General features: G+C 64.8%; 17 protein-coding genes and 2 pseudogenes. 6 read left to right on the forward strand and 13 right to left on the reverse strand.

Going from position 1 to position 15,887, the window contains the following annotated elements:
* Positions 1-71 precede the first annotated feature (71 nt).
* From ACZIYR_RS14005 to ACZIYR_RS14020, 4 genes are all read left to right on the forward strand, one after another.
* Complete coding sequence (locus ACZIYR_RS14005) at positions 72-704, forward strand: cyclic nucleotide-binding domain-containing protein (protein ID WP_473034324.1); 633 nt, start codon at positions 72-74, stop codon at positions 702-704.
* A gap of 90 nt (positions 705-794) precedes the next feature.
* Positions 795-1,556, forward strand: coding sequence for an MBL fold metallo-hydrolase (locus ACZIYR_RS14010; RefSeq protein ID WP_483527105.1), 762 nt, complete (start codon positions 795-797; stop codon positions 1,554-1,556).
* A 48-nt stretch (positions 1,557-1,604) separates the two neighbouring features.
* The gene (locus ACZIYR_RS14015; protein ID WP_483527106.1) at positions 1,605-3,014 is read left to right on the forward strand and encodes a tetratricopeptide repeat protein; all 1,410 of its coding nucleotides are present in this window, start codon (positions 1,605-1,607) and stop codon (positions 3,012-3,014) included.
* Positions 3,015-3,050: 36 nt separating this feature from the next.
* Positions 3,051-5,417: a FecR domain-containing protein gene (locus tag ACZIYR_RS14020; RefSeq protein WP_483527107.1), complete on the forward strand. Its 2,367-nt coding sequence runs from the start codon at positions 3,051-3,053 to the stop codon at positions 5,415-5,417.
* Between the two features lie 3 nt (positions 5,418-5,420).
* Here the strand turns inward: ACZIYR_RS14020 and ACZIYR_RS14025 are convergent, their stop codons facing one another.
* From ACZIYR_RS14025 to ACZIYR_RS14035, 3 genes are all read right to left on the reverse strand, one after another.
* The gene (locus ACZIYR_RS14025) at positions 5,421-7,595 is read right to left on the reverse strand and encodes a CHASE2 domain-containing protein (RefSeq protein ID WP_483527108.1); all 2,175 of its coding nucleotides are present in this window, start codon (positions 7,593-7,595) and stop codon (positions 5,421-5,423) included.
* A 338-nt stretch (positions 7,596-7,933) separates the two neighbouring features.
* Complete coding sequence (locus ACZIYR_RS14030) at positions 7,934-8,461, reverse strand: ScoMcrA-related endonuclease (RefSeq protein WP_483527109.1); 528 nt, start codon at positions 8,459-8,461, stop codon at positions 7,934-7,936.
* 53 nt (positions 8,462-8,514) lie between these two features.
* Positions 8,515-8,727, reverse strand: a complete 213-nt coding sequence (locus ACZIYR_RS14035) for a DUF6447 family protein (RefSeq protein WP_483527110.1) — start codon at positions 8,725-8,727, stop codon at positions 8,515-8,517.
* A gap of 247 nt (positions 8,728-8,974) precedes the next feature.
* Between ACZIYR_RS14035 and ACZIYR_RS14040 the strand changes: the two genes are divergently transcribed.
* Positions 8,975-9,538 carry a hypothetical protein gene (locus tag ACZIYR_RS14040; RefSeq protein ID WP_483527111.1) on the forward strand — a complete coding sequence of 188 codons (564 nt, stop codon included), beginning with the start codon at positions 8,975-8,977 and terminating at the stop codon, positions 9,536-9,538.
* 183 nt (positions 9,539-9,721) lie between these two features.
* Here ACZIYR_RS14040 and ACZIYR_RS14045 read toward each other — a convergent pair whose 3' ends face one another.
* The 9 genes and pseudogenes from ACZIYR_RS14045 to ACZIYR_RS14085 all read right to left on the reverse strand — a co-directional run bounded on the left by ACZIYR_RS14045 (position 9,722) and on the right by ACZIYR_RS14085 (position 14,159).
* Positions 9,722-10,072: a type II toxin-antitoxin system PemK/MazF family toxin gene (locus ACZIYR_RS14045; protein WP_483527112.1), complete on the reverse strand. Its 351-nt coding sequence runs from the start codon at positions 10,070-10,072 to the stop codon at positions 9,722-9,724.
* Complete coding sequence (locus ACZIYR_RS14050; RefSeq protein WP_483527113.1) at positions 10,069-10,302, reverse strand: DUF2281 domain-containing protein; 234 nt, start codon at positions 10,300-10,302, stop codon at positions 10,069-10,071. The genes ACZIYR_RS14045 and ACZIYR_RS14050 overlap by 4 nt, the downstream gene beginning before the upstream one ends.
* A 108-nt stretch (positions 10,303-10,410) precedes the next feature.
* Positions 10,411-10,550: pseudogene (locus ACZIYR_RS14055) on the reverse strand (transposase); the annotation flags it as partial.
* Positions 10,551-10,762: 212 nt separating this feature from the next.
* Complete coding sequence (locus tag ACZIYR_RS14060) at positions 10,763-10,954, reverse strand: DUF2283 domain-containing protein (protein ID WP_483527114.1); 192 nt, start codon at positions 10,952-10,954, stop codon at positions 10,763-10,765.
* Positions 10,955-10,956: 2 nt separating this feature from the next.
* Complete coding sequence (locus ACZIYR_RS14065) at positions 10,957-11,211, reverse strand: DUF4258 domain-containing protein (RefSeq protein ID WP_483529089.1); 255 nt, start codon at positions 11,209-11,211, stop codon at positions 10,957-10,959.
* A 207-nt stretch (positions 11,212-11,418) separates the two neighbouring features.
* Positions 11,419-12,387: an Rpn family recombination-promoting nuclease/putative transposase gene (locus ACZIYR_RS14070; protein ID WP_483527115.1), complete on the reverse strand. Its 969-nt coding sequence runs from the start codon at positions 12,385-12,387 to the stop codon at positions 11,419-11,421.
* A gap of 263 nt (positions 12,388-12,650) precedes the next feature.
* Positions 12,651-13,382, reverse strand: coding sequence for an Rpn family recombination-promoting nuclease/putative transposase (locus tag ACZIYR_RS14075; protein WP_483527116.1), 732 nt, complete (start codon positions 13,380-13,382; stop codon positions 12,651-12,653).
* A gap of 115 nt (positions 13,383-13,497) precedes the next feature.
* Positions 13,498-13,668 (reverse strand): annotated as a pseudogene (locus ACZIYR_RS14080) (Rpn family recombination-promoting nuclease/putative transposase); the annotation flags it as partial.
* A 248-nt stretch (positions 13,669-13,916) separates the two neighbouring features.
* Entirely contained in the window at positions 13,917-14,159 is a 243-nt protein-coding gene (locus ACZIYR_RS14085) for a hypothetical protein (RefSeq protein WP_483527117.1), read from the reverse strand.
* A gap of 526 nt (positions 14,160-14,685) precedes the next feature.
* Here ACZIYR_RS14085 and ACZIYR_RS14090 point away from each other — a divergent pair.
* Positions 14,686-15,315, forward strand: a complete 630-nt coding sequence (locus ACZIYR_RS14090) for a hypothetical protein (protein ID WP_483527118.1) — start codon at positions 14,686-14,688, stop codon at positions 15,313-15,315.
* Positions 15,316-15,335: 20 nt separating this feature from the next.
* Here the strand turns inward: ACZIYR_RS14090 and ACZIYR_RS14095 are convergent, their stop codons facing one another.
* The gene (locus tag ACZIYR_RS14095) at positions 15,336-15,854 is read right to left on the reverse strand and encodes an opioid growth factor receptor-related protein (RefSeq protein WP_483527119.1); all 519 of its coding nucleotides are present in this window, start codon (positions 15,852-15,854) and stop codon (positions 15,336-15,338) included.
* Between the last annotated feature and the right edge of the window lie 33 nt (positions 15,855-15,887).

A 15,887-nucleotide genomic window follows, 5' to 3' on the forward strand; every position in this document is an offset into this window, starting at 1 on the left:
CGTGGGTAGCATACGCCACACACGCATCGGCATAGCAATGCCCGGGGCTACTGCCAGAGGACGGTACCACCATGACCACCGGTCTGTTTTTCTTTGCCAACCTGCTGTTCTGTCTTGCGTACCTGGTGCGCGACATGGCCTACCTACGGGCCATCACCATTCTCGCTGCGCTAAGTACACTGCCCTACTTCTATTTTCTCGAAACGCCGCTCTACTCGGCACTCGGCTGGCAGCTCGCTTTCATCGTCATCAATGCCTTCAATCTCACCGTGCTGCTCCTGTCACGGCGCCCCGTCGCCCTCGACGACGACCAGCGGTGGCTGCATCAGCACACTTTCCGCATGCTGTCCCCGCGGAAGATGCTCAAGGTACTGCGGCCTACCCAGCGCGACCGCTGCCCGCCTAATGCTGCGCTGATCGAGCAGGATCAGCGTCTCGACCACTTGATTCTGCTGCTCGACGGTGAGGCAGAAGTCCACGCCGACGGCCAGCACCGCGCCACGCTGCGCCCGGGCGACTTCGCCGGCGAGATGAGCTTCGTCACCGGCAAACCCGCCAGCGCCACCGTGGTAACCAAGGGGCCGGTCGACTACTTGGCCTGGCAACGCCGTGATCTCGAGGCGCTCTATCAGCGCGATCCAAGCCTCAAAGACGCCATGCTCGGCGTGCTTGGTGCCGACATGGCCAGAAAACTGACCCGCTGAGCGCTACCGTGCTGCGCTATCTCGGCTCATGAAAGCGCCACCCCCTTGCAAGTGCTATCTCGACATGATGATGTAACGGAACGCTAAACAATGAAATTACGTGTATTGGGCGCCAGCGGCGGGATCGGTGGCGACAGCGCCACCACGGCCCTGCTGATCGGAGAGACGACCCTGCTGGACGCCGGCACCGGCCTGGCGCGCCTCTCCTGCGACGAGGCCTTCGCCATCCGGCATGTGTACCTCAGCCATGCGCACCTGGATCACGTTGCCGGTCTACCGCTGCTCATCGACAGCCTGTTCGAGCGGCTCGTCAGCAGCGACAGGGCGCTAACCGTCCACGCCCTGCCGGAAGTGATCGATGTCCTGCGCCGGCACCTGTTCAACCAGCAGCTGTGGCCGGACTTCAGCGCGCTACCCAGCACCAAGCACCCGGTGCTGCGCTTTGCCCCGCTGACGCCCGGGCGGGCGCTCCCACTCGATGAGGATAGCGCCCTAACGATCACGCCGTTTCCGGTCAGCCACCGGGTGCCGGCCTGTGGCTTTCGGGTTGCTTCGCCAGAGACAACATTCGTGTTCAGCGGCGACACCACCTACGCGCCCAGCGTCGTCGAGCATCTCGACGCCTGCGGCGACATCGACATCCTGATGCTGGAGTGCGCCTTTCCCGACCGGCATTTCTCCCTGGCACGCCAGGCGGGCCACATGACCCCGGCACTGGTGGCCAAGCTGCTGGCAAGCCTGACCCAGCAACCCGGCCAGCTGTGGATCACCCATGTAAAGCCGGTATATCGCCAGGAAGTCATCGCCGAGCTCGCCACGGTCCTGGGTGCACAGCGCTGGCAGTGCCTCTGAGCTCGCCACCGCCACTGAATTCACCACAACAATGACACCGCCATGCCCATGCCACAGCGACTTCTCCGTGTCTTTCGCCCTCCGCCCGCCGGCCTGCTATCGCTGGCCGTACTCACTGCAAGCCTTGGCGGACCAGCGGCACAGGCCCACCAGACGGTACTGGACAAAGCGCGCCAGCAGCTTCAGGCCGATGCCCCCGAGACCGCCTACCGGCAGCTCAGAGAGCTCGATCAGCGCCACGCCGGAGCGCCTGAATTCGACTATTGGCTTGGCGTGGCGGCACTGCGCGCCGGCCACCCCAGCGAGGCACTGCTGGCCCTCGATCGGGTGATTCAGCTCGAACCCCAGCATGCCGCTGCCAGGATGGAGCGGGTAGGCGCCTACCTGCGGCTCGGCCAGATCGATGCCGCCCAGCGCGAGCTGGACACCCTCGCCACACTGAAACCGCCGCCCCGGGCGCGCCAGGCCATGCGGCGCTACCAGCGGGGCATCGACGAGCAGCGCCAGCGCGATGAAGGCCGCCGGCACCAGACCCGACTGATGCTCGAGACCGGCTACGACAGCAACGCTCAACGGTTTCCCGGCCGCTTTCTGATCGATCCCAACCAGCTGATCCCCGAAGCGCTACGCCCGCTGGTCGAAGAGGCAGAGCGCATCGAGCTGGCACGCAAGGCAAGCCACTTCCAGCGTCTCGCCGGCCACTACCGGGGCAGTCAACCGCTCGGCGACGACCAGCGACTGCTATTCGAGGCCGGCGCCCAGAGCCGCTACTACCAGCGCGAAGCGGCCCAGGCCTACAACCTCTCGGTCGTTCAAGGGCGCCTCGGCTGGGACTACGCTCTCGACGCCGAGCGCCGGCTGACCCTCTCTCTCGATGCGCTACGCGCCTGGCAGGACACCGACTTCAGTCGGCTGCTGCGCCGCTGGGGGCTGAGCGCCGAATACCGCCACCCGCTGGCTCAGAGCAGCCAGCTCCGCTGGCACGGCCACGCCCACGACAACCGCTTCGACCAGAACACCGACAACGATTACCGCAGCGCCGGGCTGGGGGCGGAGCTGCGCCTCCCACAGGACGGCTGGACCCTGCGCCTGAGCGGTCTCGCCGAGCACGAGCGGGCCAGCCGCCAGGCCGGACAGGCGCGCCGAGACGGCGGCGATCTCGACCACCTGCGTCTCGGCGTGGGCGTCGACATCCCCGTCGGCCAGCGCCAGCAGTGGCGCCTGGATCTCGATCATCGCTGGCGCCGCTACCAGGATGCAGGCTTCGCTGTCTATAACGACTTCACCCCCGCCACGCGGCATGATCGCAGCTGGGAGGCCAGCGTTGCCTGGCACCTTCAGCTCGACCGCGACTGGCTGCTGCACGCCGCGGCAGACTACGAGCGGCGCCACTCAAGCATCGACTTCTTCGATAGCCACCGGCTACAGGCTCGCCTGGGCCTTAGCTACCTGTTCTGAGGTAGCGGCCACCCAGCCGTCTTCAAGGTGTCACACATGGACCACACGACTCGCCCACACCTCCGGCCCCTCGCCTCCAGCCTTGGCGGCGCCCTGTTCGTCGGCATGTTCAGCCTGCCGGCCCTGGCCGAAACGCCCGCCGGTCAGCTGATGTTCGTGCATGGCGATGCCCAGATCATTCGCGGCGACACGCGCTTGAGCGCCAGCCGTGGCGACGAGCTCTACCCCGGCGACAGCATCGAGACTGGCTCCGCTGCCAGCGTGCAGATTCGCTACCAGGACGGCGGCACCCAGGCGATCAAGCCCGACAGCCACTTCACCCTCACCCAGTACCAGCAGGAGGAGGATACTCAGGAAGGTGAAAAGCGCACCGAGCTGCTGCGCGGCGGCATGCGTGCCATCACCGGGGCCATCGGCCAGGCCACGCCGGAAAACGTCAGTCACGAGACCCCGGTGGCCACCCTTGGCATCCGTGGCACCAGTCTGGCGGCCCTGCACATCCCCGAGCAGGGATACGCTCCACTTCCCGATGCCGAGCCCGGCACCTACCTCAAGGTCGAGAGCGGACTGGTCGCGATCATCACCGACGCCGGCACGCGCCTGGCCCGTCCCGGCGACGTCTTCTTCTCCTCGGCCGCCGATCAGCCGCCGCAGCTGCGCCCGGAAGCCAGCGCGCTGTTCGGCCAGGCTGGCGAAGTCGCCACCCCCGGCGACACCTCGCTTGACCAGGATGGCGTGATGCTGGTCACCCAAGCCGACCCGCAACAGGTACAGGAGCCGCTGCAAAGCAGCGAGACACAGCAGCTCGAGCAGAGTATCCAGCCCCCACAGCCCGAGCCGGAACCCGAGCCAGAACCCGAACCGGAACCCGAGCCAGAACCCGAACCGGAACCCGAGCCGGAGCCCGAACCGGAGCCCGAGCCAGAACCCGAGCCGGAGCCCGAGCCAGAGCCCGAACCGGAACCCGAACCCGAACCCGACCCGGAGCCCGAGCCAGAACCCGAACCGGAGCCCGAACCGGAACCCGAACCGGAACCCGAGCCCGAGCCCGAGCCCGAGCCCGAGCCGGACTGGATCGACTACGACCCGAGCACCAGCGACAACACCCTGCGCAGCGTCAGCGACAGCGCCGGGCGCCTGGGCGAGCTCTATGAGCAGAACGTCGCCCCCGAGGGCCTCAGCGTCTACGAGGTCGACGGCGGCACCCTCACCTACGGCTACTGGCCCGCCGGCACCACCCTGCCCGACGATGACATGCCGCTGGTCGAATCGCTGGCCTTTATCTCGGCCTCCCCCGGGCTCGATGTCGAAGATAGCCTGCCCGCCTCGCTTGCCGACCAACTCGACGAAGGCACCACGCTGGCCTTCTCCTGGATCGAGGGCACCCCGCTGGTCAGCTTCGAGGACGACACCAGCGTGGATATCGTCGACGGCGAGCTGACGCTCACCTCGCTTGGCGAGGGCCTCGGCGGCGAGATCGGTGTGCGGCTCAGCCTGGCCGACGACCACGGCGAACTGGAGGGCGATCTCGACACTGAAAGCTTCATGCTCCAGGGCATCCAGCTCGTCAACACCGATGACACGGCCGACATTCAGGACGGCACCCTGCAAGGCCTGTATGTCGGCGACGACGCCGAAGCGCTGATGGCCCAGCTCGACGCCTGGGGCATCGGCGGCGGCTATACCGCCAGCGGCATCTTCGCCGAGCTTGAGCTGATCGAGCCCGAGCCAGAGCCCAGCTGGATCGACTACGACCCCAGTGACAGCGACAGCACCCTGCTCAGCGCCAGCGATAGCGCCGGGCGCCTGGGCGAGCTCTATGAGCAGAACGTCACGCCCGAGGGGCTCGGCGTCTACGAGGTCGACGACGGCGAAATCACCTGGGGCTACTGGGCCGCCGGCACCCCGGTGCCGGAGGGGGACGACCTCCCCCAGGCGCTGGCCTTTATCAGCGTCGCGCCGGAGACGACGATCAGCGACACACTACCCGAGAGCGCTCAGGAAGCACTGCAGGAGTCACCGGAGGGGGTCTTCATTTTCGACTGGCAGGACGGGACGGCGCTGGTCGACCTCGCCGGCGAGCAAGACCCCATCCCTATCGAAGAGGGGGAGATATGGATGGATCAGTTTGGGGCACTCGAAGTCTTCCTGAGCTTCGGAGACGACATGGGGGAGCTTCTCGGCGGGTCCGAATTGCCTGAGGATTTCAGCCTCGACGATATACCACTGGAGATTTTCGGAGAGAGCTTCTTCGACGGTGCCAGCCTTACCGGCCAATATGTCGGCGAGGACGCCGAAGCCATCATGGCCATCATCGAAGCCTGGAATGACGATGCCATCTTCGGCGGCAGCGGTGTCTTCGACCGACAATTCACGGAAGATGGCCCCATCATCGACCCCTAGCACTCACTTGTCGCGATGCCGCCATACCCCATCCCACTCGCCGCGCGGCTGGCGGCAAAGCTCTGCCAGCCGCGCGACATAGAGGCGGGTCACCGGATCGTCGTCGGGCAGCGCCCCGAAGGCTGCCGCCGCCTCAGTGAAGTCGCCCCGTTGATAGCGCTCGACGGCCGCTTCATAGGCCCGCAGCCACTGGCGCTGTGCCGCCGGGAGCGACTCCGCCAGGCCCAGCGGCTGGTAGATCCACAGCGGCGCCTCGCGCCCCTTGACCTGGACCCTGTCCAGCCGCCGAAACACCCATGCCGGCGCTAGCGACACCACCGACTCGCTGACGATCAGGTCGACGTCATAGACTTTGGTCAGCCCCTCCAGGCGCGAGCCGAGATTGACGTTGTCGCCCATCACCGTATAGGCCATGCGAAAGCGTGACCCCATGTTGCCGACGCTCATCTCGCCGCTGTTCAGACCGATCCCCATCGACAGCGGCGGCCTGCCCTCGGCGACCAGCTCGCGGTTGACCGTGTCCAGGGCCTCACGCATCGCCCAGGCACCGTGCAGGGCGTGATCGGCATGATCGGCATCGCGCAGCGGCGCCCCCCAGAAGGCCATCACCGCATCGCCCATATACTTGTCGATGGTTCCGCCGTGACGATGAATGGCGGCGGTCAGCGGCGTCAGCAGGCGATTCATCACCGCGGTCAGCTCGCCAGGCGCCAGCGACTCGGAAAACGCCGTGAAGTCGCGGATATCAGAGAACAGCACGGTCAGCTCGCGCTCCTCACCGGCAAGCCCGAAATCCTCATCGCTCTCGACCATGTCATCGACCAGCGCCGGCGGCACGTACTGGCCGAAGCGTGCCGCCACCCACTGCTTGTGGCGATGGCTACGCAGCAGATTGGCGGTGAGATGCCAAAGCAGCTGTACGATCAGCAGCACCAGCAAGCCCGCCACCGGCAGTACCAGACCCTGCTGCCAGGCCCACCAGTTGCCGCCCAGGCTCAGCGCCACCAGGCCCAGGCTCAGTACCACCAGCCAGGGCGCGCCCACCAGCGGGTAGACCACCACCATCAACGCCCCGAGGCCCACCAGAGTCACCAGTTCAACGCCGGCCACCCAGGGCGGCTCGGCCATGAACGACTGATGCAGCATGCCGGCCAGCAGGCTCAGATGAATCTCCGGCCCGGGAAACACCGCCCCCACCGGGGTCGCACGCAGGTCCATCAGGCCCGGGGCCGAGGCACCAAGTATCAGGGTCGCGCCGGCCAGCTCCCCCGGTGCCACCTCGCCCTCCAGCACGTCCACGGCCGAGACGTACTCGAAGTGCCCGCGAGGCCCATACCAGGGCACCAGTGCGGCGCCCTGACCATCCACCGGGATCTCGAAGCCCCCCACGTCAAGCGCCTCGAGCTGGGCCTGGCCGCCCCCCTCGGCAACCCGTGGCGTCACCTCCGGCCCGCCTAACAGGGTCAGCAGCATGGCCAAGGGCAGCGAAGGGTACACCTCACCCTGCCAGCGCTGCAGCATCGGCATGCGTCGATAGACCCCATCGGCATCGACACGGGGATTGTCAAAGAAGCCCCCGCTCATGGCAGCCTGCTGCAGCACCTCCAGGTTGCCGGTATAGCGGCCCGGCTCGGGAAGCGGAAGGGCGTGATCGCCGGACAGGGTCGGCGGCGCCGGCAGCGCCCCGGTGGACACCAGCGCCTGGGCAGACACGTCAGACTGAAAGTAGTAGCCCAGCACCACCGGGTAGCCGGCCAGCGCCTCGGCCAGGCGCTGGTCGCCGTCATCGGGCGGCGGCGCCTCCTCGAGAGCCGGATACTGCTCGCGCAGCTGCTGCCAGTGGCTCTCCCACAGCGAGACTTCAGGCTCGGCGAAGACCACATCGATGCCCAGCAGCGCGGCATCATGCTCCTCGAACAGCGTCTCGACCAGCTCCGCCAGCATGGTCCGGGGCCACGGCCACTGCCCCAGCGCCTGCAGGCTGCGCTCGTCGATATCGATGATCTTCAAGGCCGGGTCTGGCGTACCGTTCAGATCGAGCCGTACGCGCTGATCAAAGGCCTGCCACTCCAGGCGCTCTAGCCACTTCCAGGGCAGCAGCTCCAGCGCTGCCGCCACTACCAGCGCCATCAGCACCGCGCCGCCCAGGCGCTGCCAACGGCGCCAGCGACGATCCATGGCCCCCTGCCCGCGGGCCTCTCTGCGCATACCAGCCACACACTCTCCGATCCCGGCATAACGACGAAGCGGGCACGGCTTGCGCCGTGCCCGCCTCCAGCCTAGCCCAGCGCAGCGGCCCCGTCATATGGGCAGTAGCTGCAGCTGGCGCCTTACGTTGGCATCCCCGCCTATCAGCATGAAACGCGCCGGCCACATGTCGGCCAGATGGCGGGATGAGCCGGAATCAGCAACACGGTATCGCGTTTACAGAATCGGCACCAAGGGCACTCGGCCACAGCCGGTAAGCACTATAGCGGCAGCAAGCACAAACAGCGGGAACAAGTAACGCTTTCTCATCAGTGCACCTCCTTCGGCAGCGCCGCCGCCAGCGCTTCGGCATAGGCTTGGCGCGCGGTCCGGGCGATAGCCAGGCGCCGCTTGAGATTGTTGATCCGATCGTCGGTAACGCGCAGGTGGGTGAGCTGGGCGCGGGCCTGTTCGGAGAGGTCGCCAAGACGGTAGCGGGTGCCATCGATCGTCACGCCGGGGGCTTCGTGCGACGCTGCCTCTGGCGCGGGCACGTTTTCCGCTTGCTCGCCTTCCAGCATGAAGCCGTAGTGACGGATAAGGGTTTGACGGGCGCTGTCGCCGGAGAAGGCCTTGGGGCCGAGGGCAGGCTGGTCGGGGCACGCCAGGGCATAGGCGGCGGCGAGCAGCGGGCGCGGCTCGTACGGGCCACGGCCCTGATAGGTCACGCGCTTACCCTTGGCGGCTTTGAAGCCGGGATGAGTGGCTCTGCGAAACGCCGCCAGCCCCAGCCGGTCGCAGCGGGCCATGGCGTCCTGAAGGTGATCTAGCGTGATGCTGGCCTGTTGCCAGGTCATAGGAGACTCTCGTTCAGGTGGGCCGAACGGCGCCGAGCAGCGCCGCCCGTGGGTCAGTGCTGGTCCTTGGGCAGCTGCTCGTTCAGGGCGCGAGCATAGGCGGCGCGGGCGGTCTGGGCGATGGCCAGCTGCTGGTTGAGGCGGGCGATCTCCTGGTCGGTAACGCGCAGGTTGGTGAGCTGGGCGCGGGCCTGCTCGGAGAGGTCATCGAACGGGTACTCGGTGCCATCAATAGTGACGGTTTGTCCCTTGGGCTGCTCAGCCATGGCCATATCTCCTGTCATTGGGCGAGCTTGAAAAATGGGCAAGCATCATACCGCATTCCACCCTCCCGACACAGGAGGCTACCAGCCGACCAAAGATGCCTATCAGCCAGCACCGGCTCTCGGTGCAGATACACCATGCTCGCGACATGAGGGTAACGATGCTTCGTTGACTCAAAACACCATAATGGCTGGTACTATCGACTGACCACTGCACAGGAAAGCAGGGACAAAACAGGGAACCAAAAGAATGAAAATCAATAAACTCTTCATCGCCTTCCTCACCATGGCGATGCTGACTGGGTGTGTCACCCTCACCGGAGAGCCAAGGCACGAACACACCCTCTACGAAGATTCCGACCCGGTGGGCGCCGAGCACCCGCTCTATCAAGGCATCAGCGTGAATTCGGCAACAGACTTCAAGGGCACCAGCATCATTACCCTCTCGGGGCGGGTGAGCCCCAACGCGAGCGACGAAGGCTTCACCAAGCTGCTCCACGATACCCTGCAAGGCGCCAACCTGTTGGGAGAGGGCTACACCCTGGATGCCACCCTGATAGACGGTGGTGAGTGGGGACTGATCAGCCATCGCGTGGTCTCGCTGGGTCCGCTCAGACGCACCGTAGTTATCCACTACGTGGTTACCAACCCCGATGGCGACGTGATTTATGACCAGGAAATCACTGCGGTCGGCCGGTTCACCAGCTACAACGCCTTGCGCGGCTACTATATGACCGAGCGGCGCGTGGCGGAAGCCGGCTACAAGGCCAACCTGGAAGCGCTGGTGGCAGACCTGAAGGGCCTGCAAGGTTAACGCCATTCACCCCGGCAAGCCGGATCATCTTCGACTGCCCCGCCCTGGAAAGCGGCTCGTTCAGGGCGCGGGCGTAGGCGGCGCTGGGCGTCAGGGCTATGCAAACGATCAGTGCCGGCTCTCGGCACGCGGAAGCTTGACGCGACGACTCCACACCACAAAGGCACGCCGTAGCTCGGTCACTCACTCTGTACAGGTAATCCAGCGGCTCAGCCGACTTCTCAGGTCACACAGTCTGGTCTCGGTCACCGTCCCCATCTGCCCCAGCAGCAACGCACCGTCCAGCACCGCGATACGTGACAGCCGAAATACGCTGGAGACCTTGAGGCCGGAGGGCGCAAACTCCTCACTCTCCGACGTCAGCACCCAGTCGAGACCTGGCTCTGTCTGATGCAGCCGAGAGGAAATCATGCAGACGAGCCAGTCATCCTGAGCATGATCGAGTTGACGCAGCAAAAGCACTGGCCGTTTCTTGCTGTGGGTGAGGTCGGTGTAGGGAAAGGGCATCAAGGCAATCTGACCGGCACGCTTCATTGCCAGTGTTCCTTGAGATCATCCTCAGAGTAGAGGTCAGGCTCGTCCTCGAGCCCACGCATTGCTTGCTCAACGCTCAGGGATTGGAACTGCTGATCTGACCAGTCGGCCTGCTCAGCACCCTGTTCATCACCGTAGCGCTGCTCCAAGAAGTCAACGAAATCAATAACCTCCTGCTGGCGAGCGGCCGATAGACGGCTGACCTTGGAAATGAGCTCTTCAAGCTGCATCGCGCTTACCTCATGGGAACCCTGTTACCGTCATCAGGATAGCATACTGCCCACCGGCTTCCCTGTGGCCCCGCCTCACCGGCAGGGCCACTACAGCGGACTACAGAACCGGCACCAGCGGTCCAGCACGCTGCGCTCTACGCCAAGGCGCCGGGCGGCCTCGGATACGGAATACACCTGAACGATCACCAGGCTCACGCATCCGCCTTGAATTCATCGGAAAACCGACGTCGAGTCTTCTTGGTCATGAACACCTCCATTATGAGGCTTATCGGGGTGTCCGCTCCAATTGGACCACTTCAATGTCATGACCCTCGTGGTGATCCTGCAAGTCGTTGAACACGGGCAGCTCCATTCCCGGTGCCTGGTGCGGAAGCATGACGCGACGACTCCACACCACGAAGGCACGCCATAGCCCGGTCTGCTCCGGGGCCTTTAGCCACGCTACCCGTGATGCTTTTCAAGCCGCATGGCTGCGCAACAGGGGCCAGGCGCCCTGCTTGGAGGCTTCCAGAATCACGATCTCCACGATGCTTCCATCCTCCGCGTAACTGACATGGGTGTTCCAGTCCTGCGAGACTTCCTTGGCAATGGCTTTTTCGGAGAGGTGCAAGACGAGAATATCGTCAGCTTCTTCGTAGGTGGTACGCACGGTCAATTCTCCCATTGGAAGTGGTGCATGACGGTCTTGACGATCAGTCTATCTTCCAGCACCACGGCGGCACAGACGAGATTGTCGTGGCGGCCCTGCATGGTCTTGGCGACCCATAGCCGGCTATCGTCTTTATAGCGCGCCTCACCGGTTTCCAGAAGCTCACCCAGCATAGCTTCAGTGATACCCCGTTGCACCATACGCTCGCGTGCGTGACGCGTGACGTGGACTTCCAAGCCGAATCGCTGACAGAACATCAAGGTTTACCGCTGCTTCATCATGGTTTTACCGTACCATGAACCTCTCAGCAGGGACTACAGAATCGGCACCAGCGGCACCCGGCCTCACCCCGCCAGAGCCACGGCGGCAAGGGTCAGCAGCAGGAGCCGGCTGCGCTTGCCCATCAGTGCGCCTCCCTGGGCAGTTGCTCGTTCGGGCGCGGTCGGTCTGGGCGATGCAAACGATCAGTGCCGGCTCTCGGCACGCAGCCGCGCCACCTCCTCGATAGGCAGCCCGGCGATCTCGGCAATCATGGCGTCGTCCATCTCGGTGCGGGCGATCAGGTTGCGGGCGGTCTCGCGCTTGGCCTCTAACTGGCCTTCCTGGCGCCCTTCCTCTCGGCCTTCCTCTCGGCCTTGCAGCCGCTCTTTCTTCACCAGGTTCTCTAAATTCTCTGCCAACATGTCTCTATCCTCCACCAGGCTGTTGAGACAATCCAGGTCAAGCCTGGCCTTGGGGGCGACCCGCTGCAGGTGGCGCTTGAGCCAGCGGGTGATGATCCGGTCGATACGTTCCTTGTTGGGGTCGGCCTGGATGATCGCCACGACCCGATCCACGGCCTGCTGCAGGGCCTCCCAGCTCTCACCGGCGTTCTCCACACTGAACACTCCGCTCAGTGGCGTCTGGCGTAACCCCAGTTCTTCATCAGTGTAGCGCCCTTCGTCCACCAGGTAGTCGCGCAAGCGGGGCTGGTAGACCCGCAGGAAGCTCGGCGGTTCCGGGGTGACCAGATCGTAGATGTCCTGCTTGGCCGTCCAGTCTCGGGACCCGTTGTAGAGCACGATGGGCAGGATCGGGGGCATCCCTTGAGCAGCGGTCGTGACCTTGGTCTTGATCAGGTGGCTGTAGAAGCAGGCGACGTAGTGCATCAACCGGATCGGCATGGTGCTGTCCACACCCGACTGGAACTCCAACAGGATGTACAGGAAGACCTGTTGGGTCACACCTTCCCAGGTCACCTCCACGGACCACACCACATCCTCGAACTTCTCCTCGAACAGCGGCGTGATGTAGTTGCCGCTGTGGTTCTTGAGAGTCGAGAAATCCATCAGCTCGACGATCTCGGACGGCGCAAAGCCTTCGAGCAGCTGCTGAACCAACTCGGGGTAGCTGAAAAGCTCCTTGTAGCCGGTATCGTGGTGGTGGGTGGCCATGGGGCTTCCTTGCAATCAACTGCCGATAGCTTACCACGCATCGCCGCCGGCAAGCCGCCGCCCGGCGTTCATACAGTTCGCTCGCCACCCGCATCCCGCGCAGGTAGCGGGTCTGGTGCGCTGCGCAGCAGCCCGCCAGGGCCACGGCGGCGAGGGCCAGCAGCAGGAGCCGGTGACGCTTGATCATCAGTGCGCTTCCTTGGGCAGCGGCTCATTCAGGGCGCGGGCATAGGCGGCGCTGGGCGTCAGGGCTATGCAAACGATCAGTGCCGGCTCTCAGCACGCAGCCGTGCCACCTCCTCGATAGGCAGCCCGGCGATCTCGGCAATCATGGCGTCGTCCATCTCGGTGCGGGCAATCAGGTTGCGGGCGGTCTCGCGCTTGGCCTTCTCGGCGCCCAGCTGCTCACCTTCCTGACGCCCTTCTTCAATCCACCGCTCGGGCCATTTCTTGATGCGTTCGGCCAGCATGTCATGTACCTCGTGTAGATCCTGCAAGTCGTTGAACTCGGGCAGTTCCATTCCCGGTGCCCGGTGGGGGAGCATGACGCGACGTATCCACACCACGAAGGCACGTCGTAGCCCGGTCTGCTCCGGGGCCTTGAGCCACTCCACCAGCCGGCCCAGCACGTCGAGCATGTCCTGCTCGTCGCGGTTGTGCTCCAGGCGGAACAGGGCCGCGGCCACGTTGCGCGTCTCGTCCGACCAGTCGGGCGCCTCGACGATGGCGCCTTCGTCCAGCAGCAGGTAGCTCAGCTCGGGTCGGTAGCGCTCCAGGCCACCCGGTACCCGTTCGACCAGCTCGCTGACGTTCTGTGCGGCACGCCAGCGCTCTTCGCCGTTGTAGAGTACCACGGGCAGCACCGGGGGCAGCTTGCCACTGGGCGTCAGGGCTTTCTGGCGAATCAGGTCCTGGTACAGCAGTCCCAGGTAGCTCATGATCCGCACCGCCATGAAGCGGTCGACGCTCGACTGGAATTGATGTGCGCCATCCATGGCGCCCACCCTTCGGGCGCACTGAAGTGCGCCCAAATTCATTCCCGATGAATTTGTCCAGCAACAAGTAGACGTAGAGCCAGTCGTCTCCCCAGCGCACCCGCCAGATGATGTCGTCTTCCCGGTCACGCAGCTCGTCGGTGACGTAGGAGCCGCTGACCTTCTCCAGGGTGGCGAAGTCGAGCTGGCTGACCCAGGCTTCCTTGACGAAGCCGGTGAGCAGGTCCTTGACCATCTCGGGATGGGAGAACAGCAGCTTGTAGCTGTGGTCGTGGTGGCTGGCCATGCGGGGCTCTGTGTCTCGGGGTAGTGCGGCTCAGCCTACCACAGCCCCACTGGCTTCCGTATGGTCCTGCCCCATCGGCAGGGCTACCACCGTCCATTCAAATAATCGGCACCAGCGGCACCCGGCCGCAGCCGGCGAGGGCCACGGCGGCGAGGGCCAGTAGCAGGAGCCGGCTGCGCTTGACCATCAGTGGGCGTCCTTGGGCAGTTGCTCGTTCAGGGCGCGGTCGGTCCGGGCGATGCAAGCGATCAGTGCCGGCTCTCGGCACGCAGCCGCGCCACGTCGTCGATGGGCAGCCCGGCGATCTCGGCAATCATGGCGTCGTCCATCTCGGTGCGGGCGATCAGATTCCGGGCGGTCTCACGCTTGGCCTCTAACTGGCCTTCCTGGCGCCCTTCCTGGCGCCCTTCCTCTCGCCCTTCTTCTCGGCCTTCCTGGCGCCCTTCCTCGATCCACCGCTCGGGCCACTTCTTGATGCGTTCGGCCAGCATGTCATGTACCTCGTGTAGATCCTGCAAGTCGTTGAACTCGGGCAGCTCCATTCCCGGTGCCCGGAGGCACTGCCTGCACCGCCGGTAGACGTGGTGCCGAGCCTTGCCGGCTGAGCGATTGTCCCGGCTCGACGCCTCTCCCTTGCACACCCGGATGCCCCGGCCGACCCTCCAAACGGTCTGGGCGCGTTGCGGGCCGGCTCGATCCGGGCAAAGAAGCCCCGTCATAGCGCTCAATAATGAGTGACCACGCCCCCTCACGTCGTGACGCCATACCCAGTTTCTCCCCATCACGACGTGAGGTTACCCCCATGGCCGCCAGCCACCAGCAGCGCTATCGCCAGCGCCGAAGCGCGCAAGGCTTCCAGGAGGTCATTCAAGAATCGACGTCCTCTGCCGATCTATCACCGTATCACCGACACCAGCCATCAAAGGGAGCTTGAGATGCCGATCGTATCGATCACCGCCTGGCTGCTCAGCGTGCCTGTCATGGTCACGGCTCTACTCCTGACCAGGGAGGTCGCCCATGAGGTCTTCACCCAATAACCGCCTCAACGCCATTATGGAGGCTCTGCTGGCCGCCCATGACGACGCTCAACGGCTGTCGCGCTCCTCGCTGCATCGCATGCCGGAGTTCTTCATGGCCATGCGGGTGGCCGACTACTTCGCTGTCCATTTTGACAATTTCGGCTATCGCTTGGAGGCGCAGGTCAAACGTACTTTAGAGGCCTCAGACATGCAGGTCGACGACATCGCCGAGCTGCTTAGTGAGCCCGACCTGCGTCCCGACGGGCGTTTCGACCTGGTACTGCACACGGGCAAACGGGGACGCACGGCGCATATCCTGGAGTTCAAGCGGGGCGATGCCTTGCGCGGGCTGATCAGCGATATCCGCCGGCTGGCCAAGGTCAGCCGCCATGCCAGACGACATAGCCTCAAGACCAACTACCTGGTGCTGACCCGCCGCTGCCCGGCGGAGCGGGATACCACCGAGCGCCTGATCGAACGACTCGGTAACGCCCTGCACACGGCGGGTCTAGACGACCTCGACGTCAACCTGATCGCCTCCAAACCACTGCACCCGTTCCTGAATCACGACCACCTGCCGAAGGCCAATCGCGCGTTCCAGATCGTGATTCTCGAGGTCCAGGGGTAACGGGTATCGGTCACACGTTCTCAGGGCTGGGAGGCCGCACGCCAGTAAGCAATTGACTGCTCCGACACCACTCCCCGCGTGGAACCGATCTCGATCACGGCGTACTGGAAGGCGGCCGCGAGCTCGGGCTGATGACACAGGTGCAGGCTGCGGATGATCCGCGAGATGCGCAGGTGGTTGTGCCCGCCCCGCTTGAGCCAAATGTGCTCGCGCATGTTGAGCTCAGGCAGCGCCTCGATAACATGCTCCCGTCGACCAAGGCCGAAGAACACCAGCATCACGTCGAGCGAGCGACGCTGATTGGCACGCAGCGCCTCGTCGTTGGCGAAAAGGGCTCGCGCCGGCTCGTCCAGCAGCGGGGCAAAGCCGTTGAAGCGCCCCGCCTCGGGAATCGGGAACAGCCACTGGATATAGTCGTGTGTGTGTTCCAGCCAGAAGGGCGGCAGCGCCCAGATGTCCTCGATCGTGCGGCCCTTGTGGTCAACCGCCCTGCCCCGGCAAAACTCGACAAGTCGGCTGCTTCCCGCTCTATCGCTCACGGCACTACCTCCTGGTCAAATAATCGGCACCAG

The sequence above is a fragment of the Billgrantia sp. NRB1 genome, assembly GCF_056921725.1.

Coding starts and splice junctions, on each gene's coding strand:
- ACZIYR_RS14005 (WP_473034324.1), top strand. CDS start 72: ATGACCACCGGTCTGTTTTTCTTTGCCAACCTGCTGTTCTGTCTTGCG.
- ACZIYR_RS14010 (WP_483527105.1), top strand. CDS start 795: ATGAAATTACGTGTATTGGGCGCCAGCGGCGGGATCGGTGGCGACAGC.
- ACZIYR_RS14015 (WP_483527106.1), top strand. CDS start 1,605: ATGCCACAGCGACTTCTCCGTGTCTTTCGCCCTCCGCCCGCCGGCCTG.
- ACZIYR_RS14020 (WP_483527107.1), top strand. CDS start 3,051: ATGGACCACACGACTCGCCCACACCTCCGGCCCCTCGCCTCCAGCCTT.
- ACZIYR_RS14025 (WP_483527108.1), bottom strand. CDS start 7,595: ATGGATCGTCGCTGGCGCCGTTGGCAGCGCCTGGGCGGCGCGGTGCTG.
- ACZIYR_RS14030 (WP_483527109.1), bottom strand. CDS start 8,461: ATGACCTGGCAACAGGCCAGCATCACGCTAGATCACCTTCAGGACGCC.
- ACZIYR_RS14035 (WP_483527110.1), bottom strand. CDS start 8,727: ATGGCTGAGCAGCCCAAGGGACAAACCGTCACTATTGATGGCACCGAG.
- ACZIYR_RS14040 (WP_483527111.1), top strand. CDS start 8,975: ATGAAAATCAATAAACTCTTCATCGCCTTCCTCACCATGGCGATGCTG.
- ACZIYR_RS14045 (WP_483527112.1), bottom strand. CDS start 10,072: ATGAAGCGTGCCGGTCAGATTGCCTTGATGCCCTTTCCCTACACCGAC.
- ACZIYR_RS14050 (WP_483527113.1), bottom strand. CDS start 10,302: ATGCAGCTTGAAGAGCTCATTTCCAAGGTCAGCCGTCTATCGGCCGCT.
- ACZIYR_RS14065 (WP_483529089.1), bottom strand. CDS start 11,211: ATGTTCTGTCAGCGATTCGGCTTGGAAGTCCACGTCACGCGTCACGCA.
- ACZIYR_RS14070 (WP_483527115.1), bottom strand. CDS start 12,387: ATGGCCACCCACCACCACGATACCGGCTACAAGGAGCTTTTCAGCTAC.
- ACZIYR_RS14075 (WP_483527116.1), bottom strand. CDS start 13,382: ATGGATGGCGCACATCAATTCCAGTCGAGCGTCGACCGCTTCATGGCG.
- ACZIYR_RS14085 (WP_483527117.1), bottom strand. CDS start 14,159: ATGCTGGCCGAACGCATCAAGAAGTGGCCCGAGCGGTGGATCGAGGAA.
- ACZIYR_RS14090 (WP_483527118.1), top strand. CDS start 14,686: ATGAGGTCTTCACCCAATAACCGCCTCAACGCCATTATGGAGGCTCTG.